The organism is Streptomyces sp. NPDC022910 (assembly GCF_055561075.1).
In genome coordinates this window covers 128,319-151,999 of record NZ_JBVHHL010000015.1, presented here as the reverse complement: position 1 = coordinate 151,999, position 23,681 = coordinate 128,319, and the positions used below count along the sequence as shown (strand labels likewise).

Here is a 23,681-nt window from a genome sequence, read left to right as displayed (position 1 = left end):
TCGTCATGACGGTCGACTCCCCAGGGGATCCTGAGGGTTGCACGCCCTGACTACATCCACACGATCGAGTGGTCGGGGACGGCCAGGGGGTGACCACAGGGAGCCTGTATCCCGCACAACGAGCGGCTCGGCACTTGGGTTACGGACGATGGATGATCGGACCGCGAACTCAACGACTCTGCACGGAAGGTGAGTTGACGATAGCGGAGCGTGTGCGGCCGGATGGGGTGGGCGTGGTCGCGATACGGCTCGGCCGGGGGCGGAGGGGCGGCTCGATGCGGCTCTGCGGGGTTCAGCGGGCGTCTTCGGGCAGGAGCCGGGCGAGGGTGCGGACGGCCCGGTACTGGAGGGTCTTGATCGCACCCTCGTTCTTGCCCATCACGCGGGCGGTCTCGGCGACGGAGAGGCCCTGGAGGAAGCGGAGCGTCACGCACTCCTGCTGCTGGGGGTTGAGTCGCCGCACGGCCTCGAGCAGGGCGGCGTTGGAGAGGGACTCGAGGACGGAGTCCTCGGGGGACCGCTCGACCTCGTTGGCGTCGAGCATCTCCCCGGTGGTGACCTCGAGCCGGAAGCGGCTCGACTTGAAGTGGTCGGCGACGAGGTTGCGGGCGATCGTGACGAGCCAGGCGCCGAAGTCGCGCCCCTGCCAGGTGAAGGTGCCGATCCGGCGCAGCGCGCGCAGAAAGGTCTCACTGGTGAGGTCCTCGGCGGTCGCCCTGCCCCCCACCCGGTAGTAGATGTAGCGGTAGACGGTGTCGCTGTACTGGTCGTACAGGCGCCCGAAGGCGTCGGCCTCGCCGGCCTGGGCGCGCTCCACGAGGTCCATCATGCGGGCGCTGTCACTGTCCGCAGCCGGGCGGCGTGCGGTGGTGGCGGCCGAGCCGGAGCGGCCCCGACGGCCGCCGACCGCGGCGCTGCCGTCGGCCAGTGCGTAGCACGGGCCGACGGGGGCGGCGGTGGCGAAGGCGGGGACGGCGTACGCGGTGGGGACGAAGCCGCGCAACAGGTCGAGGACCGTTGCGCGCAGCGTAGCCAGGCCCGAGGCGTCAACCCCGACGTGTGGGTACACGGGACTCCCAGAGGCAGAGCTTCCATCACGTGCAGTACGGGACCGTTCACCCGTCGTAGCGACGGAGGGGTACCGGATTGCGTCTGAGGAGAATAACGCTTAGTACAGGCAGTGCTACACCGAGTTGCTCAAATCATCGATTACGTCGCTTCTGTAACCGATTGACGCTCGCTCAAGTGCCGTAGAGTGACCGTTTGTTGATCGGTTGAGTCCGCCTTCCGTCTGGGTACGGGGCGTGTTGTGGCCGGGTGGGCACAAGGGGAGTGGTGGGGAGGGTACGGGGGTAAGACCCGCAGAATGCGGGTGCCCTCCGGGCGGGGCGTACAGGTGAACGCGACGTGCGGCGCGGCGATGTTGACGCGGCGTCACAGCCAGTCACCTACAGCGGTGGCGCGCTTGTCGTGGGTGGCGGTGCCCGGTCTTGCCAGGCCGGTGGCCGCCGGTCCGAGCCCCGTCGCTGCGGCAGGCGCCCGGACCCCGGTTCAGCGGTGGAGGTATGCCGCACTTGCCGTCGCCACAGGTGTCGGACGTGGCGGTTCAGGCGCGTCTTGGTTCGGCTGCGTCGTGTGCTGGGCTTGTCGCTGCGGCATAGCGCCCTGTTCGCCTGGGTCGGGTGGGCCCGTCGCTACGGCAGGCGCCGGTCCGTCCCGGGTTCGGGGGTGGCGGCGGTGGTGGGGTGTCTGGCGTGCCGCGGGTGTCCGACGTGGCGGTTCAGGCGTCTTGGTTCGGCGGCGGCCTCGGTGTCTTTGTCGCTGCGGCAAAGCGCGCGGTCCACTCGAGTGGGGCCGCCGCTGTGCTCGCCCCGTCGCTGCGGCAGGTGCCGGTCCGCCCGTTCTGCGGCGGAGGCGTGGCGCGTGCCGCAGTCGTCCGGCTTGGTCCGTTCAGGGTCGTCGCGATGGGCCTGTCGCGGCCGCAAGGGCCTGTTCGTCCCAGATGGGCGGCCGCGGTGCCCGGCCCTGTCGCTGCCGCAGGCGCCGGTCCGCCCTCGGTTCAGCGGACGGCGGAGTGGCACGGGCCGGTCAGGGCGTACCGGCGCTGCCGCAGGCGCCCGGTGGTTTCGTCAGCGGCGGCGGCGGTGCAGGGCGATGGCTGCTGCCGTGCCGCCCGCCACCGCGCCCACGCCGGCCGCTGCCGGGAGGCCGACCTTCGCCGCCTTGCGGGCCGTGCGGTAGTCGCGCAGGCGCCAGTCCTGCGCGCGGGCGTGTTTGCGGAGTTTGGTGTCCGGATTGATCGCGTACGGGTGGCCCACCAGCGACAGCATCGGGATGTCGTTGTGGGAGTCGCTGTACGCCGCGCAGCGGGACAGATCGAGCCCTTCCGCCGCCGCCAGCGCGCGGACCGCCTCCGCCTTCGCCGGGCCGTGCAACGGCTCGCCCACCAGCTTGCCCGTGTAGACGCCGTCGACCGATTCCGCGACCGTGCCGAGGGCCCCGGTCAGGCCCAGGCGGCGCGCGATCACCGTCGCGATCTCCACCGGCGCGGCCGTGACCAGCCACACCCGCTGGCCCGCGTCCAGGTGCGCCTGCGCCAGCGCCCGCGTGCCAGGCCAGATCCGCTCGGCCATGTACTCGTCGTAGATCTCCTCGCCGATCGACATCAGTTCGGAGACACGGTGGCCCTTGACGATCGAGAGTGCGGAGTCGCGGGCGTCCTGCATGTGCTCGGGGTCCTCCACCCCGGCCAGCCGGAACCACGCCTGCTGCCAGGCGAACTTCGCCAGGTCGCGCGTCTCGAAGAACTTCCGCTTGTACAGGCCCCGGCCGAAGTGGAACAGCGCGGCGCCCTGCATCACGGTGTTGTCCAGGTCGAAGAACGCCGCGGCCTTGTCGTCGCCGAGGACCGGGAACTCCGGTTCCCGGTCGGAGACGTCCTGCGGGACGGCGTCCTGCGAGGACTTGCGCGCTGCCTCCGCCGAGGCCTCGCCTGCCAACACGCTCCGCGCCGTGGCGGAGCGCCTACGGGGAGTGAGCCATCCGAGAGCGGCCATGTCGTGAGCATAGCCAGTCTGTTCGGCACTTCCGGAGTCGAGAGGTTTGAAGGCTGTGAACTCTCCGCGACCGTGTCGTTAAAGAAGCGATCCCGTCGGCGTGGCGTCCTGCCGTCGGCCAGGTGCCCCGGGTTATGGGCGTACGGCTCCTTCGGCGGCCCGGCGGGGCGAGAATGGCCGACATGAGTCCCATCTTTCGGCGCAAGACCGCTCAGGAACCCCACGACCGGCTGGTCACACTCATCCGCAAGCCCGGGTGCCATCTGTGCGACGACGCAGTGAGCGTCATCGAGAAGGTCTGCGGTGAGCTCGGTGTGCCCTGGGAGCAGAAGGACATCACCCAGGACGAGGAGCTCAACCGTCAGTACTGGGAGCAGATCCCTGTGGTGCTGGTCGACGGCGCGCAGCACACCTTCTGGCGGGTGAACGAGGAGCGCCTGCGCAAGGCCCTGACCCAAAGCCCCGGGGCGCCCGCCGTGACCTGACTGATCAGTCCAAGTGGTCCGGAAAGTCGCTTAGGATCGTTGGCGACGGGCCTCGGGGGGGTGGATCGTAGAGGAGAGTGTGCGGTTTTGCCCCCAGAAGAAAAGGAACGGTGGTGCCTGTGCGCCCGTTCCGTCTCCATACGCCGGGGGCGCGTGACCCCGGTCACGTTGGCCGGACAAATCGGACACCATCTTTGTGCACGCGTTCACAAAGACATAGCCTGCATTCGACGGGGCGGTCCGGGAACGTGTGACCGCCTGCAGCCCCGCTCTACCCGCAGGAGCACCGTGGCAACTGGCCGAACTCACCGACCGGCGACCCGCAGCCGAGGGATTCCCGAGGCCACCGTCGCCAGGCTTCCGCTGTACCTTCGAGCCCTGACTGCGCTGTCGGAGCGCTCGGTACCCACGGTCTCCTCCGAGGAGCTGGCCGCGGCCGCGGGGGTCAACTCCGCCAAGCTGCGCAAGGACTTCTCCTACCTGGGCTCCTACGGGACCCGGGGCGTGGGCTACGACGTCGAGTATCTCGTGTACCAGATCTCCCGTGAGCTGGGCCTGACCCAGGACTGGCCGGTCGTGATCGTCGGTATCGGTAACCTCGGCGCGGCGTTGGCCAACTACGGCGGGTTCGCCTCCCGTGGCTTCCGGGTCGCGGCGCTCATCGACGCCGATCCGGCGATGGCCGGGAAGCCGGTCGCGGGCATTCCGGTCCAGCACACCGATGACCTGGAAAAGATCATCAAGGACAGCGGCGTCTCCATCGGCGTCATCGCCACCCCCGCCGGCGCCGCCCAGCAGGTCTGTGACCGGCTCGTGGCCGCGGGTGTGACCTCCATCCTGAACTTCGCGCCGACCGTGCTCTCCGTCCCGGACGGCGTCGACGTGCGCAAGGTCGACCTCTCCATCGAGCTGCAGATCCTCGCCTTCCACGAGCAGCGCAAGGCCGGCGAGGAGGCCCTGCCCGACGGCCTTCCGGCCTCGTCGGCGGGCGCGCAGTCCGCCGACAAGGGGCCCGACGGGGACGTCCCCGCCGTGATGCCGGCATGAGTCTCCTCGTCGTCGGGCTGAGCCACCGCAGCGCGCCGGTCAGCGTCCTGGAGCGGGCCGCGCTGACCGCGGACGCACAGGGCAAGCTGCTCCAGGACACGGTCGCCGCCGAGCCGGCCACCGAGGCCGCGGTGCTCGCCACCTGCAACCGCATCGAGCTGTACGCCGACGTGGACAAGTTCCACGCGGGCGTCGCCGAGTTGTCGACGCTTCTCGCCCAGCACAGCGGAGTCGGACTCGACGAGCTGACCCCCTACCTCTACGTCCACTACGAGGACCGGGCGGTCCACCACCTGTTCTCGGTGGCCTGCGGTCTGGACTCGATGGTCGTCGGCGAGGGCCAGATCCTCGGCCAGATCAAGGAATCCCTGGCCACCTCGCAGGACCGGCACACCGCCGGACGCCTGGTGAACGACCTGTTCCAGCAGTCTCTGCGGGTCGGAAAGCGCGCACACTCCGAGACGGGCATCGACCGTGCAGGTCAGTCGCTGGTGACCTTCGGTCTGGAGCAGCTGTCGTCCGGTGCGCCGGTCGAGACCTGGGCCGCGGGCAAGCGCGCCCTCGTGATCGGTGCCGGCTCCATGTCCTCGCTGGCCGCCGCGACCCTCGCGCGCGCCGGGGTCGCCGAGGTCGTGATCGCCAACCGCACGCTGGAGCGTGCCGAGCGCCTCGCGCAGATCCTCAAGGAGGGCGACGACACGGACGTGCTGGCACGCGCGGTACCGATGGAGACGGTGCCGGACGAGCTGACACGTGCCGACGTCGTCGTCTCCTGCACGGGCGCGACCGGTCTGGTCCTGACGGCCCAGGCGGTCGCGGAGGCGCTGGAGGGGCGCGTGGACGGGCCCCTCGGCCCCGTCACCCCGGCCGCCCCGGCGCAGGGCGCCGGACCCGCCCGTACCACCGACGCGCGCACGACCGACCCTGCCGCCGTACGGGACGAACTACCGCCCACCAGCCTCGGCACCGAGGACGGCTGCCCCCTCGACCTGTCCGCAGTGCAGAGCACCGCCGGTTTCTCGGTGCTGGGCGAGGCCGCCGTCGCCGGGATGGCGGCCGCCGAACTGGAGCAGCACGCGGCATGGGTCGACAAGGGCGACCAGGAGCGCAGCGCCCGTCCGGCCGGCAGTGCCGTGCTCGACCCCGAGGCCGAGGCCGAGGTCATCACCGCGCTCGTCGCGACCGTGGCCACCGTCGGCAGGGTCCCCGAGCGCCGCCGCCCCGAACCGGTCGTGCCGGCCCCCCGCCCCGCGCCCGTGCTGTCGTTCCTCGACCTCGCGATGCCGCGGGACGTCGACGCGGCCGTGCACCGGCTGCCCGGGGTACGGCTGGTCGACATCGAGTCGCTCGCCGAGGCCTCCGCCGACGCGCCCATGGCCGCCGACGTCGATCAGGTGCGGCGGATCGTCTCCGACGAGGTCGCGGCGTTCAGCGCCGCCCTGCGCGCGGCGCACATCACGCCGACCGTCGTCGCGCTGCGCTCCATGGCCGCCGACGTGGTGGCCAACGAGATCGCGCGCCTGGAGGGGCGGCTGCCCGAGCTGGACGACAAGCACCGGGCGGAGATCACTCAGACCGTGCGGCGCGTCGTCGACAAGCTGCTGCACGCGCCGACCGTACGGGTCAAGCAGCTGGCCGCCGAGCCCGGCGGCGCCGGGTACGCGGACGCGCTGCGCACCCTGTTCGACCTCGACCCCGAGACGGTCGCCTCCGTCTCGCGGGCCGAGGACGCCAAGAGCAATGAGAACACCGAGAAGGCCGAGAACCGAGGGCGAGCATGAGTGAGCCACGTGAGCCGCAAGGGCGCGCCACGCACGAAGAAGGGGCGCTGAGGCTCGGAACCAGGCGCAGCAAGCTGGCCATGGCCCAGTCCGGGCAGGTCGCGCACGCCGTGAGCCGCGTGACCGGACGGCCCGTGGAGCTCGTGGAGATCACGACGTACGGCGACACCTCGCGCGAGCACCTCGCCCAGATCGGCGGCACCGGTGTGTTCGTGACGGCCCTGCGCGACGCGCTCCTGCGGGGCGAGATCGACTTCGCGGTGCACTCCCTCAAGGACCTGCCGACCGCGCAGCCGGAGGAGCTGGCGCTGGCGGCCGTACCGGAGCGCGAGGACCCGCGTGACGTGATCGTCGCGCGCGACGCCCTGAAGTTCACCGACCTGCCCCGCGGCGCGCGCATCGGCACCGGTTCGCCGCGCCGCATGGCGCAGCTGAACGCGTACGCGCGCAGCCACGGACTCGACATCGAGACGGTCTCGATCCGGGGCAACGTCGACACCCGCATCGGATACGTCCACGACGGTGAGCTGGACGCCGTCGTGCTCGCCGCCGCCGGACTGAACCGCATCGGCCGGATCGACGAAGTGACCGACTTCCTGTCGGTCGACACGGTTTTGCCCGCTCCCGGCCAGGGGGCACTCGCGATCGAATGCGCCGCGGACAACGCGGAACTGATCGCCGCGCTCGCCGAGCTCGACGACCCGTTCACCCGGGTCGCCGTGACCGCCGAGCGGTCCCTGCTCGCCGCCCTGGAGGCCGGTTGCAGCGCCCCTGTGGGCGCGCTGGCCGACCTGTTGGCCGACGGGCAGATTGTCAAGGAAATGCGCCTGCGCGGCGTCGTCGGCACCCCCGACGGCCGGACGTTGGTGCAGCTGTCCACCACCGGTCCCGTGCCCGAGACGCACGACCAGGCAATGGCGCTCGGTCGCGAACTCGCCGCCGAGATGCTTGCCCAGGGCGCGGCCGGTCTGATGGGGGAGCGAGCACATTGAGCCCCACCGCCTTTCCCGCCGGCCTCGAACACGGGCACGTCACCTTCCTCGGTGCCGGACCCGGGGATCCGGGACTTCTCACCCTGCGCGCCGTGGAGGCGCTGGCGAACGCGGACGTCCTCGTCGGCGAGCACGAGGTGCTCGACGTGGTACGCATGCATGCCAGAGCGGGCGTCGCCGTCCTGAACACGGACCCGGACTCCGCCACGGGTGCGTATCCGGGCACGGGCACGCCCCAGCCAGCGGTTGTTGACGGCGAGTCAACAGCCGCTGGTGTCCCCGCGTTGAGGGATGCCGCACATCTTGTCATGGAGGCCGCGCGGGGCGGCAAGCGGGTCGTCCGTGCGGTGACCGGGGACCCCGGCCTGGACGCGTACGCTGCCGAGGAGATGCTGGCGTGCGTCGCCGAGGGCGTCCCGTTCGAGGTCGTGCCGGGCGTCGCGACCGCCGTGGGCGTCCCGGCGTACGCCGGTGTACCGCTGCGGGACGCGCAGGGCGCGGACGTACGGTTCGTGGACGCGCGGACCGCCTCGGACCGCTGCTGGACCGAGGTCGGGGCCTCCGACGGCACCGTCGTGGTCTCCACGACCCTGGACTCGGTGGCGGCCGCCGCCGGGGAGCTGGTGGCCGCCGGCCGCAAGCCGGACACGCCGTTGACGGTGACCATCGCCGGTACGACGACCCGGCAGCGCACCTGGACCGCGACGCTCGGCTCGATCGCGCAGACGCTGAAGCAGGCGAAGGTGCTGCCGTCCCCCGAGGGCGGCCGCCCGGTCATAGCCGTGGTCGGTGAGCGTTCCGCCGCCGCCCAGCGCGACCAGCTCTCGTGGTTCGAGAACAAGCCGCTGTTCGGCTGGAAGGTTCTCGTCCCGCGTACGAAGGAGCAGGCGGCGTCGCTTTCCGACCAGCTGCGCTCGTACGGGGCCGTGCCGCACGAGGTTCCGACGATCGCCGTCGAGCCGCCGCGTACGCCCCAGCAGATGGAGCGGGCGGTCAAGGGCCTGGTGACGGGCCGCTACGAGTGGATCGCGTTCACGTCGGTCAACGCGGTGAAGGCGGTCCGGGAGAAGTTCGAGGAGTACGGCCTCGACGCGCGGGCCTTCGCGGGCATCAAGGTGGCCGCGGTCGGCGAGCAGACGGCGAGCGCGCTGGTCGCCTTCGGCGTCAAGCCGGACCTGGTCCCGAGCGGGGAGCAGTCCGCTGCCGGCCTCCTGGAGGACTGGCCGCCGTACGACCCGGTGTTCGACCCGATCGACCGCGTGTTCCTCCCGCGCGCCGACATCGCAACCGAGACCCTGGTCGCCGGCCTGATCGAGCTCGGCTGGGAGGTCGACGACGTCACGGCCTACCGGACGGTCCGCGCCTCGCCCCCGCCGGCCGAGACCCGGGAGGCGATCAAGGGCGGCGGGTTCGACGCGGTCCTCTTCACATCGTCGTCGACGGTCCGGAACCTGGTCGGCATCGCGGGCAAGCCGCACAACGTGACGGTGATCGCCTGCATCGGCCCCGCCACGGCGAAGACGGCGGAGGAACACGGCCTGCGGGTCGACGTCATGGCCCCGGAGCCGTCGGTCCACAAGCTGGCGGAGGCGCTCGCCGACTTCGGCCGCAAGCGGCGTGCTGCCGCGCTGGAGGCCGGGGACCCGGTGACGCGGCCGAGCGAGCGGCGGCCGGGAGCGCGCAGGCGGCGGACGACCTGATCGCGGGTCGGGTACGCCCTGCCGTGCCCCTTGTCCCGTGAGTTCGTGGCTGGAGGCGTCCCTGGTCTCAGGGGCGCCTTTCGGCGTCCGGCACCGGTTGCCTCGACGCTCGGCGGTCACTCGGTTGCATGCAGGCCCGCACGGCTTCACGCGGACTCCGTCCCTATCGGTCCTGCCGCCTGAGAGGCCGTCAACATCCTCGCACTTCCACGGCCGACTTCCCGAACTCGACCTCCACCCGCACCGAGTGGACGTTCACCTCTGCCGCGCCCCAGGAACACCGACGGGCCGGAGCAACTCCCCCTCGTCCAGCTGGACTACGGTCCGGCGACGTCCGCCGACGGCAAGGCCGCGCGCCGCGACCCTGCTCGTCACCCCCGTCCAGCTGCCGGGCGGCTCCCACGCGGCGCTGCGGACGCAGAAGGTGGAACTGTCCTACGACGACGGCGCCACCTGGACGAAGGCCCAGCTCAGCGGCACGGGCAACGGTAGGGTCAGCACCTCCCTGCGCGCACCCGCGGGGGCGGAGTACGTCACGCTGCGGGTGCGGGCGAGCGACAGTCGGGGCAACACCGTGACGCGGACCGTCGTACGCGCCGCGGGCATCGCCCGATGACCGTCTGAACAGACGGGACCGCAAGGACGACACCGCGAAAGCCCCCTTCCGGCGGCCCCAGTGAGGGCCGCCGGAAGGGGTTCGCCTGTCATGGCCCGGCACACGGCCCTCGTTCCCGGGGGCGCGGCGTACCCCCCGATCACCTGTGGGCATGCTCCCCAGGGAGCTCCCGGGCCGACGACGCGTCGGCAAAAGGACTCCCGGGGCGGGCGTAGCGTAGATGTCATGACGAAGTACGGATCCTTCCCCGGTACCCGTCCCCGGCGGCTGCGCACCACGCCCACCATGCGTCGTATGGTCGCCGAGACCCGGCTGCACCCGGCCGACTTCATTCTCCCGGCGTTCGTGCGGGAGGGCGTCAGCGAGCCCGTGCCGATCGCGGCCATGCCCGGCGTCGTGCAGCACACCCGGGACAGCCTGAAGAAGGCCGCCGCGGAGGCGGCGGAGGCCGGGATCTCCGGGATCATGCTCTTCGGTGTGCCGGAGGAGTCGAAGAAGGACGCCGTGGGCACGCCCGGCACCGACCCCGACGGGATCCTGCAGGTCGCCATCCGCGATGTGCGCGCCGAGGTCGGGGACGACCTCCTCGTCATGTCCGATCTGTGCCTCGACGAGACCATCGACCACGGCCACTGCGGAGTGCTCGACGCGAAGGGGCGGGTCGACAACGACGCCACGCTGGAGCGGTACGCCGAGATGGCTCAGGTGCAGGCCGACGCCGGTGCCCACGTCGTCGGGCCCAGCGGCATGATGGACGGCCAGATCGGGGTCATCCGGGATGCCCTCGACGAGATCGGGCGCGAGGACGTCGCCATCCTCGCCTACACCGCCAAGTACTCCTCCGCCTTCTACGGGCCGTTCCGGGAGGCCGTCGCCTCGTCCCTGAAGGGCGACCGCAAGACGTACCAGCAGGACCCCGCCAACTGGCGTGAGTCCCTGCGGGAACTCGCGCTCGACCTGGAGGAGGGAGCCGACATGGTGATGGTCAAGCCGGCGGGCCCCTACCTCGACATCCTGGCGAGGGTCGCGGACGCGGTCGACGTGCCCGTCGCTGCGTACCAGATCTCCGGCGAGTACTCGATGATCGAGGCCGCCGCCGAGAAGGGCTGGGTCGACCGCGACCGCGCGATCATCGAGACCCTGACCGGCATCAAGCGGGCCGGCGCCCGCAATGTCCTCACGTACTGGGCCACCGAGGTCGCCCGGAAGCTGCGCTGAGCCGTAGCCCTCAGTACGTCAGGACCGCCTCCCGGCTCGACTGCCAGTACGTCACCATCAGTTGATCGTCGACGTGCGCGCCTTCGGCCGGGAGCGCGGGGTGGACGGCAAAGCCGCCGGGGAGCGTGTCGGTGAGGGTCTTCACCGTACGGCCCTGTGCGCCGGTGCCGTCCGCCGACGACAGGACCACGCCCGCGTAGGCCGATTCTCCGGGGGAGAGCGTGACGCGGTGCGCGGCTTCGTTTCCCCGGCGGGCGGCGGTGAGGAGTCCGCCCCGCCGAAGCGGGTCTTCGGGTAGCCGGTGAGGGTGCATTTCGTGGCGCCCGTGTTGGTGATCGTCAGGAGCAGTGGTTCGCGGGGCGGGATATCCCGGTCGCCGTCGTCCGCGTGTGGCCGCCCGAGCAGCGAGCCGCCGTGCCGGAGCCTCCTGCGCCCCGGAGCGAGGTGTCGGAGAGGGTCGACGACGAGGACGGGCCCTCGTCCCGTACGCCCTCCCCGTTCTGGCAGGCCGTGAGTCCGAGCACGGCGAGCACGACCGTGGTGGCGGCGAGCAGACGGGTACGGGCGATGCGAGCGGTACCGGCGGTACGAGCGGACATGGGTCGGCCCTTCGACGTCGACGAGCTGGGGGGTGGCGCGGCCGCTCGACCGGTCACCGGGAGCGGAAGCCTCGCTGGGGACAGTTTGGGCGGTGTGTGTGCGCGGCCGCCACATCCGCCGCGGATTTCGGGACGCCGGGATCTGAGGATGCGTGCTGACCTGGGGAGACGCCGTTCCGTGGGAACTCGGGACGGGACGCCGGGGAGGTCCCGTGGGGCCGTCGCGCACGGTCCGGGCACTTCCAACTCGTCTCAGGAGTTAGGTTGTTGACCATCACATTGGTTGCCCGTTGAATGACCCACTCCTACGCCGACCTTCAGGGAGACGTCCATGTCCGGCGATGCCCTCAGCCACGACCCGGCCGGACTGAGAAAGCGGATCGACACCACCAAGGCCCATCCGGCACGCGTCTACGACGTCTTTCTCGGGGGCAAGGACAACTACCCGGTGGACCGCGCGGCGGCCGCCGCGGCACTCGCCGCCAACCCGCGCGGTTACCACGACGTCCGGCACAACCGCGATTTCCTGCGCCGCGCGGTGACCAGGATGGCGAAGGAGGACGGCATCCAGCAGTTCCTCGACATCGGCACCGGGCTGCCGACCGGGGAGAACGTCCACCAGATCGCCCAGCGGATCACCCCCGGATCGCGGGTCGTGTACGTCGACAACGACCCCGTCGTCCTCGCGCATGCCCGCGCACTGCTCACCAGCGGTCCCGAGGGCCGCACGGACTACATCGACGCCGACCTCAAAGCACCGGCGCAGATCCTCGAACAGGCTGCGAAGACCCTCGACTTCGACCAGCCGGTCGCGCTCGTGCTGGTGGCCATCCTGCACTTCGTCGAGGACGCGGAGGCGTACCCGATCGTGCGCGAACTGGTGGATGCGCTGCCTTCGGGCAGCCGGCTCGTGCTCAGCCACCTCACCGAGGACCTCAACCCGGAGAACATCCGCGCGGTCCAGCGCACGTACACCGAGCGCGGTTTCACCTTCGTGCTGCGCTCCAAGGACGAGGTGGCCCGGTTCTTCACCGATACCCCGGGCATCACCCTGGAGGAGCCGGGCGTCGTCCCGGTCCACCACTGGCACCAGGACGGCGCGGCGCCCCTTCCCGAGGACGTCGACCCGGCCTACCTCGCCACCCTCGACGACATCGAGAAGGTCCGCTACCGCGACATCAACGACGTCACCGACGCCGACATCAACGTGTACGCGGCCACCGGCCGGAAGGCCTAGCGAGGCCGGTCCCCCTCATCCCTCCGTGCCGAACCACATCTCGGCGAGCGCGTCGAGGCGTGGTTCGGCCGGTGACGGAAGCTCCTGCAAGTACAGAGGGAGGTCGCTGTACACGTGCAGAAGCGTGTATGCGAGCAGTTGATACGGGTCGTGCGGGGCACGTCCGTACGCCTGATAGAAGCGACCGAACTGACGCGCGTCGCCGCGCGTGACGAACAGGCCCGCGCTCACGAAGTCGTACGCCGGGTCGCCGATCATCGCCGGTTCGAAGTCGAAGAGTCCGGTCAGCCGACGGCCGTCGCGCATGTCGATGGTCAGGTGCTCTCGCATGAACTCGGTATGCAGCAACGCGAGTTCGGTGGACGTCGGCAGGGGTACCGAGTCCAGGAAGCCGGGGATCTGGCTCAGCCAGGGCTCGGTCACCCCGTTGATGCTGTGCTGCCGGAGCGTCCTCGCCCGCCGATGGCGCAGGAAGGAGCTCCAGTCCGAGGGCCCCACGACATCCGTCAGCGGCTTGAAGTCCATGGCGTGCAGCGAGGCCAGTGTCTCGGCCGACTCCGTCACGATCCGGTCCTGCTCCGCCGCCGTGAGCCGCGGCCAGGCCTCGGCGACGCTCAGGCCGGGCAGTCGGGACATCAGCACGAACCGCCAGCCGTTGCTGTACTCGTCTGTGGCGTGCAACCGAGGTGTGGGAAGGGGTAATTGTCCCCACAGGTGGGACAACACCCGTGCCTCTCTGATGGCTTCCGTCGTCTCGAAGCGCGGATACAGCTTCAGCACCAGGTCCCCCCCGATCGCGTACACCGGGAGGGTGCCTTCGTCGAAGCGCCGCACCGGCAGCCCGACGAGCCCCAGTTGGTTGCACACGTCAAGTGCGGCGGGGCGCAGCACCGCCTCGTCCGAGACCATCGCTTCCAACTCGTCGATCGTGTCCACGCTCGGCAGCATGGGCCGCATGCTAGGGCCCATCGACGGCCGTCCGCATGGCGAAACAAGGTTGTTGCATGCGGCATTGATGTCCCTAAAGTGCGCGAACGAGGTGTTCTCGAGTGGCGTACCCACGGCGTTCCGCGCCGCCGGGCGCCCGTCGCCGACAAGGAGCCGCCGCCGTGACCTTCACCGACAGTGTGGTCAGCAGTCCGCCACTGCCCGCGTTCGCCGCCCGGGTCGCCGCGGTCGGCGGTTCCCCCGTACGGGACATCCTCGCCGTCACCGCTCGTCCCGAAGTCGTCAACTTCGCGGGCGGACTGCCTGCTCCCGGGCTTTTCGACACCGAGGGCGTCGCCGCCGCGTTCCACGCCGTGCTGGCCGACGCGCCGCGGCGGGCGCTGCAGTACTCGACGACGGAGGGCGAGCCCGCGCTCCGCTCGGCGCTCGCCGACCGCACCACCCTGCGCGGCCTGGCGACCGGTCCCGACGACCTGCTCGTCACCACCGGCTCGCAGCAGGCGCTGTCCCTGCTCGCGACCGCCCTGCTGGAGCCCGGGGACACCGTCCTCGTCGAAAGCCCCTGCTATCTCGCGGCACTCCAGGTGTTCGGCTTCGCGGGCGCCCGGATCGTCGCCGTGCCCGGGGACGCGGACGGCATCGATCCGGACGCGCTGGAGGAGCTGGTGGTGCGGGAGCGACCCAAGCTGCTCTACACGGTGCCCACCTTCCAGAACCCCACGGGCCGCACCCTGCCGGGCGACCGTCGTGCCGCGATCGCCCGGGTCGCCGCCCGGCGCGGACTGTGGATCGTCGAGGACGACCCCTACGGTGAACTCCGTTTCGAAGGCGATCGTGTGCCGTGGATCGCCTCCTTCGAGGATGCGCGCGACCGCACCGTGCTGCTCGGCTCCTTCTCGAAGGTGATGGCGCCCGGGCTGCGGCTCGGCTGGCTGCGGGCCCCGGCGGCGCTGCGGCGGGCCTGCGTGGTCGCCAAGCAGGCCGCCGACCTGCACACGCCGACCGTCAACCAGCTCGCCGCGGCCCAGTACCTCGCCGACCGTGACCTCGACGCGCACGTGGCGCGGGTCGCCGCCGCGTACCGCGAGCGCCGGGACGCCATGCTCGCCGGTCTGGCGGACGCGCTCCCGGAGGGCTCGGCCTGGAACCGCCCCGAGGGCGGCATGTTCCTGTGGGCCCGTCTCCCCGAGGCATACGACACCGCGGCCCTGCTGCCGCGGGTGGTGGAGCAGGACGTGGCGTACGTCCCCGGCGCGCCCTTCTACCCGGGCGCACCGGACACGTCGACGATGCGGCTGTGTTTCGTCACGCACACCCCCGAGCAGATCGCGGAGGGTCTGCGGAGGCTGGGCAGGGGACTGGGCCGACCCGTCAGTCCCACCAGAAGGACCACACCCGCTGGCCCATGACCTCGTGCTCGGCGTACGAGCGCAGCGTCTCGTGGTTCCCCTGGGTGACGTTGTCCGGGCAGAACGCGAAGTGCTCGGCGGCAACCGCCTCCGCCTCGGCCGTGGTCGTGGGCGGCGCGGCGACCGAGAGGACCAGCTGGTCGAAGGTGAGCGCGACGACCCGTATGCCGAAACGGTCCTCCCAGGAGCGGAGCACGGAACAGAGGAGGGCCGTGTCGCTCTCGTAGTTCAGCGGGCCGCTCCAGCCGATGGCCGCGGGGATGTCGGCGGACCGGCGGGCCGGGACCAGGGCGAGCCGCGGCTCCTTGAACCAGGAGCCGTCGTCCAGCAGACGATCGGCGACCTCGGCGGCACGCGCGTCGGGGTCGGCCTCCAACCGGGGCGCGGCGGCGAGGCCGGGCCAGTCCTCGCCGGGTGCGTCCCCCGCGCACTCCTCCCAGAGCTCGGCCAGCACCGCCTCGGCGTCGTGGTCCCCGGGATACGACATCTCCCAGGGGATCAACTCCCACTCCTCGGGGCCGCCCTGGCTTCCGCCGACATCGACGAGCACCGGGAGCAGCCCCGCCCGCGCGCCGGGCACGCCCAGCCGCGCCCAGTTGCCGGACGACGCCGGACGCCCGGCATGCCAAAGCAACGGCTCGTGCCACGGGCCCTCGTCCGTCGCATCGATCAGTCTCCCGGGCGGGAGCTCAAGCCCGAGCGCGCGCCCGCTCGGATCGGCCGCCAACTGGGGCAGCGGATTGGGAAGTGTCGCCATGGCAGTGACTGTAGGGGCAGCCACTGACACCGGTCGCTAGCGGGTGGCGAAGGTGGTGAACGCGGTCCAAGTGGCCGGGGTGACCTGGAGGGTGGGGCCGGCGGGGTTCTTGGAGTCGCGGATGTGGACTGCTGTCTCGTTGTTGGACTCGCGTCCTGCGAAGGCGACTTCGAGGCATTCGCCGCCTTCACTACCGCTGTAGGTCGACTTGAACCACTGAAGTGCGGTGCTCATTGCTCTCCTAGCAGACGGTCCAGCAGGCGCTTTGACTCCTGTGGGGTGAGGGCCTGTGCCCGCAGCATCGCATACTTGCGCGCCAGGATGGACACCTCGCCTGCGTCGGAAACCCACTGGCTGCCCCGCTGGCCCTCGATGTAAGCGAGGTGCTGGTGGTCAGGTGTTTCCAGGAGTACGAAGGGTCCGTCGAGCCCCGCGTGGGATGGACTGGTCAGTGGCAGGAACTGCACGGACAGGCCCGGTAGCCCGCCGTTGACCGTGCCGGACGAACTCCTGCAGGCGGCCCGCGAGGCGGCGGACGGCAATCTGTCGGCCTTCGTTGCCAGAGCTATAAGAGATCAGCTGCTCCGTGATGCGACGCGCTACGGGCGGTGCTCAGCCTCTGAATGCCCGCAGCGTTCGGCCCCGGCCCGTTGTTGACTCAGGCCGGGGCCGACGGGTGAGGGCCGGTCAGAGCCGCTCGGGCGTCCTGATGCCCAGCAGGGCCATGCCCTCGTGCAGCGTGCGGGCCGTGACGTCGCACAGGAAGAGGCGGTTCTCCACCTGCTGGGGCGTCTCGGCCTTCAGGACCGGGCACTTGTCGTAGAAGGACGTGTAGAGCGACGCCAGCTGGTACAGGTACGTCGCCAGCTTGTGCGGGGCGTACTCCCGCGCGGCGTCCGCCACCGTCTCCGCGAACTGGTCCACGTGCAGGCCCAGGGCGCGCTCCGCGTCCGCCAGTTCCACCTCGGGGTGCGCCGCCGGGCGTACCTCGCCGGCCTTCCGCAGGATCGACCGGATACGGGCGTAGGCGTACTGGAGGTAGACGGACGTGTCGCCGTTCAACGACACCATCTGGTCGAGGTCGAACTTGTAGTCGCGGCTCGCCGACGTCGACAGGTCCGCGTACTTCACCGCGCCGATGCCCACCTGGGCGCCGCGCTCGGCGATCTCCTGCTCGGACAGGTCCTGCGCCTTCTCCCGTACGACGGCGGAGGCGCGGTCGATCGCCTCGTCCAGCAGGTCGACCAGCCGGACCGTCTCGCCCTCACGGGTCTTGAACGGCTTGCCGTCCTTGCCCAGCACCGTGCCGAAGGCGAGCTGGTACGCCTCCACGTCGTCGTTCAGCCAGCCGGCCCGCCGCGCGGTCTCGAAGACCATCTTGAAGTGCAGCGACTGGCGGGCGTCCACGACGTAGATGATCGAGTTCGCCTTCAGGTTGAAGACGCGGTCACGGATCGCGGAGAGGTCCGTGGCGGCGTAGCCGTAGCCGCCGTCCGACTTCTGCACGATCAGCGGGACCGGGTTGCCGTCCGGGCCCTTGATGTCGTCGAAGAAGACACACAGCGCGCCCTCGGAGCGGACCGCCACTCCGGACTCCTCCAGCAGACGGCAGGTCTCCTCGAGCATGTCGTTGTAGCCCGACTCGCCGACGATGTCCGCGTCGCGGATCTCCATGTCCAGCTTCTCGAAGACGGAGAAGAAGTAGATCTTCGACTCGTCGACGAACTTCTGCCACATGGCGAGCGTGTGCGGGTCGCCGGCCTGGAGGTCGACCACCCGGCGGCGGGCACGCGTCTTGAACTCCTCGTCGGAGTCGAAGAGCCTGCGGGCCGCCTTGTAGAGGCGGTCGAGGTTCGACATCGCCTCTTCACCGGTGACCTGGGCGGCCTTGTGGTCGAGCTCGTGCGGGTGCTCGTCCAGGTACTGGATGAGCATGCCGAACTGGGTGCCCCAGTCGCCGATGTGGTGGCGGCGGACCACCGTCTCGCCGGCGAACTCCAGGAGCTTGACCACGGAGTCGCCGATCACCGCGGAGCGCAGGTGGCCGACGTGCATCTCCTTCGCCACGTTCGGCTGGGCGTAGTCGATGACCGTGGTGCCCGGGTTCTCGGCGAACGGCACGCCGAGGCGGCCCTCGGTGTCGGCGGCGCGCGCGGCGAGGTTCTCGGTGATCGCCTTGTCGGTGACCGTGATGTTGAGGAAGCCGGGGCCGGAGACCTCGATGTCCTTGATCACGTCACCGGTGACGACCTTGTCCACGACCTGGGTCGCCAGCTCGCGGGGGTTAGCCTTCGCCTTCTTCGCGAGCGCCAGGATTCCGTTGGCCTGGAAGTCGGCCCGGTCGCTTCGTCGCAGCAGCGGGTCCGCGCCGGCGGCCTCCGGCAGGGTGGCCGAGACGGCGGACGCGAGGCGCTGGTGGACGGAGGCGGTGAGGGACGTGACCGAGGCCATGGGGTGGGTGCCGTTCTCCTCGTGCGTACGGATAGACGTGGCCAGTATCCCATGGGGGTAAAGCGGTTTTTCCGGGCTCGGCCACGGCGGGGCCCATGTCGGCGGCCACGAGATCCGGGTGAGCGTTTGAAAAGTGGTTTTCGTGGATGTGGCCCCGGCAGGGACAATGGAGCGGTCAGCCGTGTGACCGTGCCGGCTGTCTCAGAGGAATCCCCGGAAAACTCAGAAAAACTCAGAAAAACTCAGAAAAAGAGGACGTGCCGATCGTGGCTCAGAGCACCGAGACCACCGACTGGGTCTCCCGTTTCGCGGATGAGGTCATCGAGGAGTCGGAGCGTCGGGCCCCGGGCGCAGTGACATCAGTCGCTACCGCTCCGGTGGTCGTCGTCGCGTCCGGGCTCTCGCCGTCGGGCCCCATCCACCTCGGGAATCTGCGGGAGGTCATGACGCCGCACCTCGTCGCCGACGAGATCCGGCGTCGTGGGTACACGGTGCGCCATGTGCTGTCCTGGGACGACTACGACCGGTACCGGAAGGTCCCCTTCGGAGTGCCGGGCGTCGACGAGTCCTGGGCCGAGCACATCGGCAAGCCGCTGACCTCCGTGCCCGCGCCCAAGGGCTCGGCGTACCCGAACTGGGCCGAGCACTTCAAGGCCGCGATGATCGAGTCGCTCGCCCAGCTGGGCGTCGAGTACGAGGGCATCAGCCAGACGGAGCAGTACACCTCCGGCGCCTACCGCGAGCAGATCCTCTTCGCGATGAAGCACCGCGGCGAGATCGACGCCGTCCTCGCGCAGTACCGGACCAAGCCCAAGGCGGCCGCGAAGCAGCAGCAGAAGCCCGTCGACGAGGCCGAACTGGAAGCGGCCGAGGGCTCCGGCGCCGCCGCCGAGGACGACGGCAGCTCCGGCTCCGCCGGGTACTTCCCGTACAAGCCGTACTGCGGGCGGTGCGGCAAGGACTTCACCACCGTCACCGCGTACGACGACGACACCACCGAGATGACGTACTCGTGCTCGGCCTGCGGGTTCACCGAGACGGTGCGGCTGAGCGAGTTCAACCGCGGCAAGCTGGTGTGGAAGGTCGACTGGCCCATGCGCTGGGCCTATGAGGGTGTCGTCTTCGAGCCCAGCGGTGTGGATCACTCCTCGCCCGGCTCCAGCTTCCAGGTCGGCGGGCAGATCGTCGGGATCTTCGGCGGCAAGCAGCCCATCGGACCGATGTACGCCTTCGTGGGCATCAGCGGCATGGCCAAGATGTCCAGCAGCAAGGGCGGGGTGCCGACCCCGGCCGACGCCCTCCAGATCATGGAGCCCCAGCTGCTGCGCTGGCTCTACGCCCGCCGCAGGCCCAACCAGTCCTTCAAGATCGCCTTCGACCAGGAGATCCAGCGGCTCTACGACGAGTGGGACAAGCTGGCGGGCAAGGTCGCCGATGACTCCGCGCTCCCGGGGGACGTGGCCGCGTACACGCGGGCGACCGGCACGGCCGCCGGCCCGCTGCCCGCCACCCCGCGCCCGCTGCCGTACCGCACGCTGGCGTCCGTCGCCGACATCACCGCCGGTCACCAGGACCAGGCACTGCGCATCCTGTCCGACCTCGACCCGGCCAACCCGCTCACCTCGCTCGACGAGGCGCGGCCGCGGTACGACAGGGCCGAGGCGTGGATCAACACCCACGTCCCGGCCGACCAGCGCACCATCGTCCGCGACGAGCCGGACGTGGAGCTGCTGAAGTCGCTTGACGAGCAGACGCAGCAGTCGCTGCGGCTGTTGCTCGACGGTCTCGAGGAGCACTGGTCGCTGGACGGCCTCACCCACCTCGTGTACGGCGTGCCCAAGGTGCAGGCCGGGTTCTCCGCCGACGCCACTCCCAAGGAGCTGCCGCCGGAGATCAAGACCGCCCAGCGGTCGTTCTTCGCGCTCCTGTACCACCTGCTGGTGGGGCGCGACACGGGGCCGCGGCTGCCTACGCTGCTGCTGGCCGTGGGCCAGGACCGGGTCCGGAAGCTGCTGGGGGAGTGAACCCGCGCAAGAGGGCCCCCGTACGGCAACGTACGGGGGCCTCTTGTTTCACGCGTTCACGCGATGTGGTCCTCTTCCAGTTCCGCGGTGTGGCGGTTCTGGAAGCGCATCACCATGCGCTTGGCGTCGGCGTCCAGGACGGGGACGCCGTACGTCGCCTCGACGTTGTCACTGAACTCGCGTGGGGTCGGGTAGCCGCTGCCGTTGATCGACTGTTTGAAGACCTGGTAGTAGGCCTCCTCGTCCGGTTCCGTGCCGCCGCCCCCGCCTAGCTCGCGGGTGCGGTTGCCGGTGACGGGGATGGGGAAACTGCCGGTCTCCTCCGGAGAGGGTTCCTGGGCGGGGGCCTCCCGCGGCTGCTCCTGGTGCTGCTGCTCCTCGTACCACTGCCAGTGGTCTTCCTCCGGGTCGTAGGAAGGCTCCGGCTCGTACGTCGGGTCGTAGGTGCCCTGGTACTCGATCTGCTGCGGGGCGTTGAACCAAGGACTCTGTTCGGGCTCCGGCATGTATTCCGGCTGCGCGGGGTTCTGGTTGCCCTCGAGCTGGGGGCGCGGCTCGTTGGGAGGTACCGCTGCCTGCGGCTGCGGCTGCGGCTGCGGGGGTATCAGGGCCGGTTCTATGCCCGCAGCCGCCAGGCCCGCCGCGGCCGTGTCCGCAAGGGGGACGCCGTACCTCGCCAGCCTCAAAGGCATCAGCGACTCCACGGGGGCCTTGCGGCGCCATGCGCGGCCGAAGCGGGAGCGCAGACGGGCCTGGTAGACGAGACGTTCCTGTTCCAGCTTGATGACCTGGTCGTAGGAGCGCAGCTCCCACAGCTTCATGCGCCGCCAGAGCAGGAACGTGGGCAGGGGGGAGAGCAGCCAGCGGGTCAGGCGGACGCCCTCCATGTGCTTGTCCGCCGTGATGTCCGCGATCCGGCCGATGGCGTGGCGGGCCGCCTCGACGGCGACCACGAACAGCACCGGGATCACCGCGTGCATGCCCACGCCCAGCGGATCCGGCCAGGCCGCCGCGCCGTTGAACGCGATCGTCGCCGCCGTCAGCAGCCACGCCGTCTGGCGCAGCAGGGGGAAGGGGATGCGGATCCAGGTCAGCAGCAGGTCCAGGGCCAGCAGGACGCAGATGCCCGCGTCGATGCCGACCGGGAACACGTAACTGAAGTTCCCGAACCCCTTCTTGATGGCCAGCTCGCGCACGGCCGCGTAGGAACCCGCGAAGCCGATCCCGGCGATGATGACGGCACCGGTGACGACCACTCCTATGAGAACCCGGTGCATCCGTGTCAGCTGCAGTGGCGCGGCCACCTGTACTCCCCTCCCATTGCGGGTTGTTGCGCGCAACAGGGTGGCACACACGCGTGGCGAACGGGTGCCCGGTGTGGCGAGAGCCCGGTCCTCGCGGGACCGGGCTCCGGCAAGTGTCCTGGTGGCGCTACGGATTCGGCGGCAGCCGAGCCCGCTTTCTCCGGCCCGATCAGCTTTTCTCGGCGGCCGACGACGATGCCGACGCGGACGGGGACGCGCTCTTCGCGCCCTTGGACGGGCTCGCCGACGCCGACTTCGACGGCGAGGCGCTCTTCGACGCTCCCTGCGAAGGGGACGCGTTCGCGTTGCCGCCGTCCTGGTTCGCCGTCGACACCGCGGACACGGCCTCCTTGGCGGCCTTCTCCGCCGCCTTCGTCAGGTCGTCGGCGTTCGGCGTCTTGTCGCCGGCCAGGCCCGCGCCGTTGTAGTCGAGGGTGACGACCACGTTCTCCACGCGCGTCACGACCGTCTGCTGCTTGAAGGAGCCCTCCTTCTTCTTCAGGTCGTAGCGCAGCGCGGTCGCCTCGTCGCCCACCCCGGCGACCGGTTGCGACTTGGTGTTCTTCGCGCCCTCGACAGACTGGGCGTCCTGCACCTGCTTGGCGTAGTACTCGTGCGCGAGCTTGTTGCCCGTGCCGCGCGTGTTCGACTCGAAGCGCAGCAGGGAGACGTTGAGCCAGCGGAACTGGGAGCCCTTCACGCCGTTGTTCTCCAGGCTGTCCCATGAACAGCTCGATCGCGACGACGTGTTGTCCGACGTGCCCTCCTTGCCGGACTTCGCCCCCTTGGGCACCAAATCGCCCAGGGTCTTCTCGGACAGGACGGCGCAGGGCTCGGGCAGTGTCGAGTACGCGGCCGGCTGCACGGCGTTCGCGGAGGCGCTCTTCGAAGGCTGCGCGGTCGGGGTCTGCTGCTTGGCGTCGCCGCCCGAGGCGGAACCGGAGTCCGAGGAGGAGCAGCCGGCGGCGACGAGCACCGCCGGAACGGCGGCCGCGCAGACGAGGAGTCGGCGAAGGCGGGAGAGCCGGAGGCCCGGCCGGTGCTCTCCCTGATCGTGCTGATCTCGCTGGTCTCGCTGTGCAGGTCGGTGCATGGTTCCTTCACTCATGACGCTCGTGGATCGTGCGGTCGGATCGGGTCCGAGGGGCCACGGTACGCGGTGGGGACACATGCGGTGCGAGGTTCGGGTCCTTTGCGGGGGGCGGCCAGGGGGGCTCGTCAGCCGAGTGAACCGGCCAGCTGCTGAGCCAGTTTTCGGGCGTTGTCCTGCATGTCCTTGCTGTTCGGGGCCTCCGTGGCGGTGGCCGGCTGTTCGTCGTACTCGATGGTCACGATCACGTTGGACGTGCGGAACACCACAGTCACCGTGCGCTGCTGGGCGGTGCTCAGCTGGTCGTTGAGGAACGCCTCGTCGCCGAGCTTGTCGAGCGTGCGCGGCTGGAGGTCGGCCGCGGTCCCGGTGGCGGACGGGCTCGCGGAGGCGGAGGTCGAAGCGGAGGCGGAGGCGGAGGCCGAGCCGGAAGGCGTGGCGCTCGCGCTCGTCCCGGTGCCGCCGCCCGACGAACTGGAGGCGGCACTGGGCTCGGGAAGGTTCGCGGCCTTCTCCTTGGTGGCGTACACCTCATGGGCGCGGGTGTCGTCGGAGACCGCGTTGTCGTACGACACCACGCGCTCGAAGTCGACGAACAGATGGTCCGTGGCGCCGGTCGACTCCGCCTTCCAGCGGCAGCCGGAGCGGCGGTCGTTGTTGTACGTGGGTGCGGCGGTGCCCGCGTACACCTTGTCCCGCTGATCCTGGTCCGCTATCTGCTTGATGCCGGGCAGGAGGAGGTTGAGCGTGTCGTGGCTCACCGCGCTGCAGGCGTCGGAGAGGGTGCGGTGCTTGCCGGGCTGGGCGGCGGCCGCGCTCGCGGTGGAGCCGCCGGCCTTCGAGTCCTCCGCCGAGTCGCCGGTGCCGGAACTGCCGGTGCAGGCGGCCAGCAGTGCCGCGAGGAGCACGACGGCGCCCGGTACGTAAGCCCTTCGCTGCACGGTGAGGCTCCTCTCGACGGTCCCGT

20 protein-coding genes and 2 pseudogenes are annotated in these 23,681 nt (G+C 70.5%); 10 read left to right on the top strand and 12 right to left on the bottom strand.

Annotated features, from left to right (window positions below; genetic code table 11):
- Positions 1–292 precede the first annotated feature (292 nt).
- Positions 293–1,069, bottom strand: coding sequence for an ECF subfamily RNA polymerase sigma factor, BldN family (locus ACZ3TS_RS17365; protein ID WP_467618611.1), 777 nt, complete (start codon positions 1,067–1,069; stop codon positions 293–295).
- 1,060 nt (positions 1,070–2,129) lie between these two features.
- Positions 2,130–3,056, bottom strand: a complete 927-nt coding sequence (locus tag ACZ3TS_RS17360; protein ID WP_467618610.1) for an HAD family hydrolase — start codon at positions 3,054–3,056, stop codon at positions 2,130–2,132.
- Between the two features lie 173 nt (positions 3,057–3,229).
- On the opposite strand from ACZ3TS_RS17360, the gene ACZ3TS_RS17355 reads away from it, so the two are divergent.
- From ACZ3TS_RS17355 to hemB, 7 genes are all read left to right on the top strand, one after another.
- Positions 3,230–3,541, top strand: coding sequence for a glutaredoxin family protein (locus ACZ3TS_RS17355; RefSeq protein ID WP_467618608.1), 312 nt, complete (start codon positions 3,230–3,232; stop codon positions 3,539–3,541).
- Between the two features lie 288 nt (positions 3,542–3,829).
- Positions 3,830–4,588, top strand: a complete 759-nt coding sequence (locus tag ACZ3TS_RS17350) for a redox-sensing transcriptional repressor Rex (RefSeq protein ID WP_467618606.1) — start codon at positions 3,830–3,832, stop codon at positions 4,586–4,588.
- The gene (locus tag ACZ3TS_RS17345; protein WP_467618604.1) at positions 4,585–6,369 is read left to right on the top strand and encodes a glutamyl-tRNA reductase; all 1,785 of its coding nucleotides are present in this window, start codon (positions 4,585–4,587) and stop codon (positions 6,367–6,369) included. Before ACZ3TS_RS17350 ends, ACZ3TS_RS17345 begins: the two co-directional genes overlap by 4 nt.
- Positions 6,366–7,361: a hydroxymethylbilane synthase gene (hemC, locus tag ACZ3TS_RS17340; RefSeq protein ID WP_467618602.1), complete on the top strand. Its 996-nt coding sequence runs from the start codon at positions 6,366–6,368 to the stop codon at positions 7,359–7,361. The genes ACZ3TS_RS17345 and hemC overlap by 4 nt, the downstream gene beginning before the upstream one ends.
- The gene (locus ACZ3TS_RS17335; RefSeq protein WP_467618600.1) at positions 7,358–9,061 is read left to right on the top strand and encodes a bifunctional uroporphyrinogen-III C-methyltransferase/uroporphyrinogen-III synthase; all 1,704 of its coding nucleotides are present in this window, start codon (positions 7,358–7,360) and stop codon (positions 9,059–9,061) included. The genes hemC and ACZ3TS_RS17335 overlap by 4 nt, the downstream gene beginning before the upstream one ends.
- A 247-nt stretch (positions 9,062–9,308) precedes the next feature.
- Complete coding sequence (locus ACZ3TS_RS17330) at positions 9,309–9,677, top strand: hypothetical protein (RefSeq protein WP_467618598.1); 369 nt, start codon at positions 9,309–9,311, stop codon at positions 9,675–9,677.
- A gap of 225 nt (positions 9,678–9,902) precedes the next feature.
- Positions 9,903–10,895 (top strand): porphobilinogen synthase, encoded by a 993-nt coding sequence (hemB, locus tag ACZ3TS_RS17325; RefSeq protein ID WP_467618595.1) that lies wholly within the window; start codon positions 9,903–9,905, stop codon positions 10,893–10,895.
- Positions 10,896–10,905: 10 nt separating this feature from the next.
- Here hemB and ACZ3TS_RS17320 read toward each other — a convergent pair.
- Positions 10,906–11,231, bottom strand: a pseudogene (locus ACZ3TS_RS17320) (DUF4232 domain-containing protein).
- A gap of 2 nt (positions 11,232–11,233) precedes the next feature.
- Positions 11,234–11,494: a hypothetical protein gene (locus ACZ3TS_RS17315; protein ID WP_467618651.1), complete on the bottom strand. Its 261-nt coding sequence runs from the start codon at positions 11,492–11,494 to the stop codon at positions 11,234–11,236.
- A 331-nt stretch (positions 11,495–11,825) separates the two neighbouring features.
- Here ACZ3TS_RS17315 and ACZ3TS_RS17310 point away from each other — a divergent pair, with 331 nt between their 5' ends.
- Positions 11,826–12,731, top strand: coding sequence for an SAM-dependent methyltransferase (locus tag ACZ3TS_RS17310; RefSeq protein WP_467618593.1), 906 nt, complete (start codon positions 11,826–11,828; stop codon positions 12,729–12,731).
- A 15-nt stretch (positions 12,732–12,746) separates the two neighbouring features.
- Here the strand turns inward: ACZ3TS_RS17310 and ACZ3TS_RS17305 are convergent, their stop codons facing one another.
- The gene (locus ACZ3TS_RS17305) at positions 12,747–13,679 is read right to left on the bottom strand and encodes a phosphotransferase family protein (protein WP_467618591.1); all 933 of its coding nucleotides are present in this window, start codon (positions 13,677–13,679) and stop codon (positions 12,747–12,749) included.
- Between the two features lie 161 nt (positions 13,680–13,840).
- Between ACZ3TS_RS17305 and ACZ3TS_RS17300 the strand changes: the two genes are divergently transcribed.
- On the top strand, positions 13,841–15,088 hold the full coding sequence (locus ACZ3TS_RS17300; protein WP_467618588.1) for an aminotransferase-like domain-containing protein: 1,248 nt from the start codon (positions 13,841–13,843) through the stop codon (positions 15,086–15,088).
- Here the strand turns inward: ACZ3TS_RS17300 and ACZ3TS_RS17295 are convergent.
- From ACZ3TS_RS17295 to argS, 4 genes and pseudogenes are all read right to left on the bottom strand, one after another.
- Positions 15,051–15,845 carry a DUF4253 domain-containing protein gene (locus tag ACZ3TS_RS17295; RefSeq protein ID WP_467618586.1) on the bottom strand — a complete coding sequence of 265 codons (795 nt, stop codon included), beginning with the start codon at positions 15,843–15,845 and terminating at the stop codon, positions 15,051–15,053. The genes ACZ3TS_RS17300 and ACZ3TS_RS17295 overlap by 38 nt on opposite strands.
- Before the next feature lie 36 nt (positions 15,846–15,881).
- Positions 15,882–16,079, bottom strand: a complete 198-nt coding sequence (locus ACZ3TS_RS17290; RefSeq protein WP_467618583.1) for a DUF397 domain-containing protein — start codon at positions 16,077–16,079, stop codon at positions 15,882–15,884.
- Positions 16,076–16,327: pseudogene (locus ACZ3TS_RS17285) on the bottom strand (Scr1 family TA system antitoxin-like transcriptional regulator); the annotation flags it as partial. The gene ACZ3TS_RS17290 and the pseudogene ACZ3TS_RS17285, both read right to left, overlap by 4 nt.
- 205 nt (positions 16,328–16,532) lie before the next feature.
- Positions 16,533–18,296: an arginine--tRNA ligase gene (gene argS, locus ACZ3TS_RS17280; RefSeq protein ID WP_467618581.1), complete on the bottom strand. Its 1,764-nt coding sequence runs from the start codon at positions 18,294–18,296 to the stop codon at positions 16,533–16,535.
- Between the two features lie 257 nt (positions 18,297–18,553).
- On the opposite strand from argS, the gene lysS reads away from it, so the two are divergent.
- Positions 18,554–20,320 carry a lysine--tRNA ligase gene (lysS, locus tag ACZ3TS_RS17275; protein WP_467618578.1) on the top strand — a complete coding sequence of 589 codons (1,767 nt, stop codon included), beginning with the start codon at positions 18,554–18,556 and terminating at the stop codon, positions 20,318–20,320.
- Between the two features lie 56 nt (positions 20,321–20,376).
- On the opposite strand, the gene ACZ3TS_RS17270 is transcribed toward lysS, so the two are convergent.
- From ACZ3TS_RS17270 to ACZ3TS_RS17260, 3 genes are all read right to left on the bottom strand, one after another.
- On the bottom strand, positions 20,377–21,624 hold the full coding sequence (locus tag ACZ3TS_RS17270) for a DUF2637 domain-containing protein (protein ID WP_467618575.1): 1,248 nt from the start codon (positions 21,622–21,624) through the stop codon (positions 20,377–20,379).
- 169 nt (positions 21,625–21,793) lie between these two features.
- On the bottom strand, positions 21,794–22,717 hold the full coding sequence (locus ACZ3TS_RS17265; protein ID WP_467618572.1) for a DUF3558 family protein: 924 nt from the start codon (positions 22,715–22,717) through the stop codon (positions 21,794–21,796).
- Positions 22,718–22,842: 125 nt separating this feature from the next.
- Positions 22,843–23,655 carry a DUF3558 domain-containing protein gene (locus ACZ3TS_RS17260; RefSeq protein ID WP_467618570.1) on the bottom strand — a complete coding sequence of 271 codons (813 nt, stop codon included), beginning with the start codon at positions 23,653–23,655 and terminating at the stop codon, positions 22,843–22,845.
- Positions 23,656–23,681 lie beyond the last annotated feature (26 nt).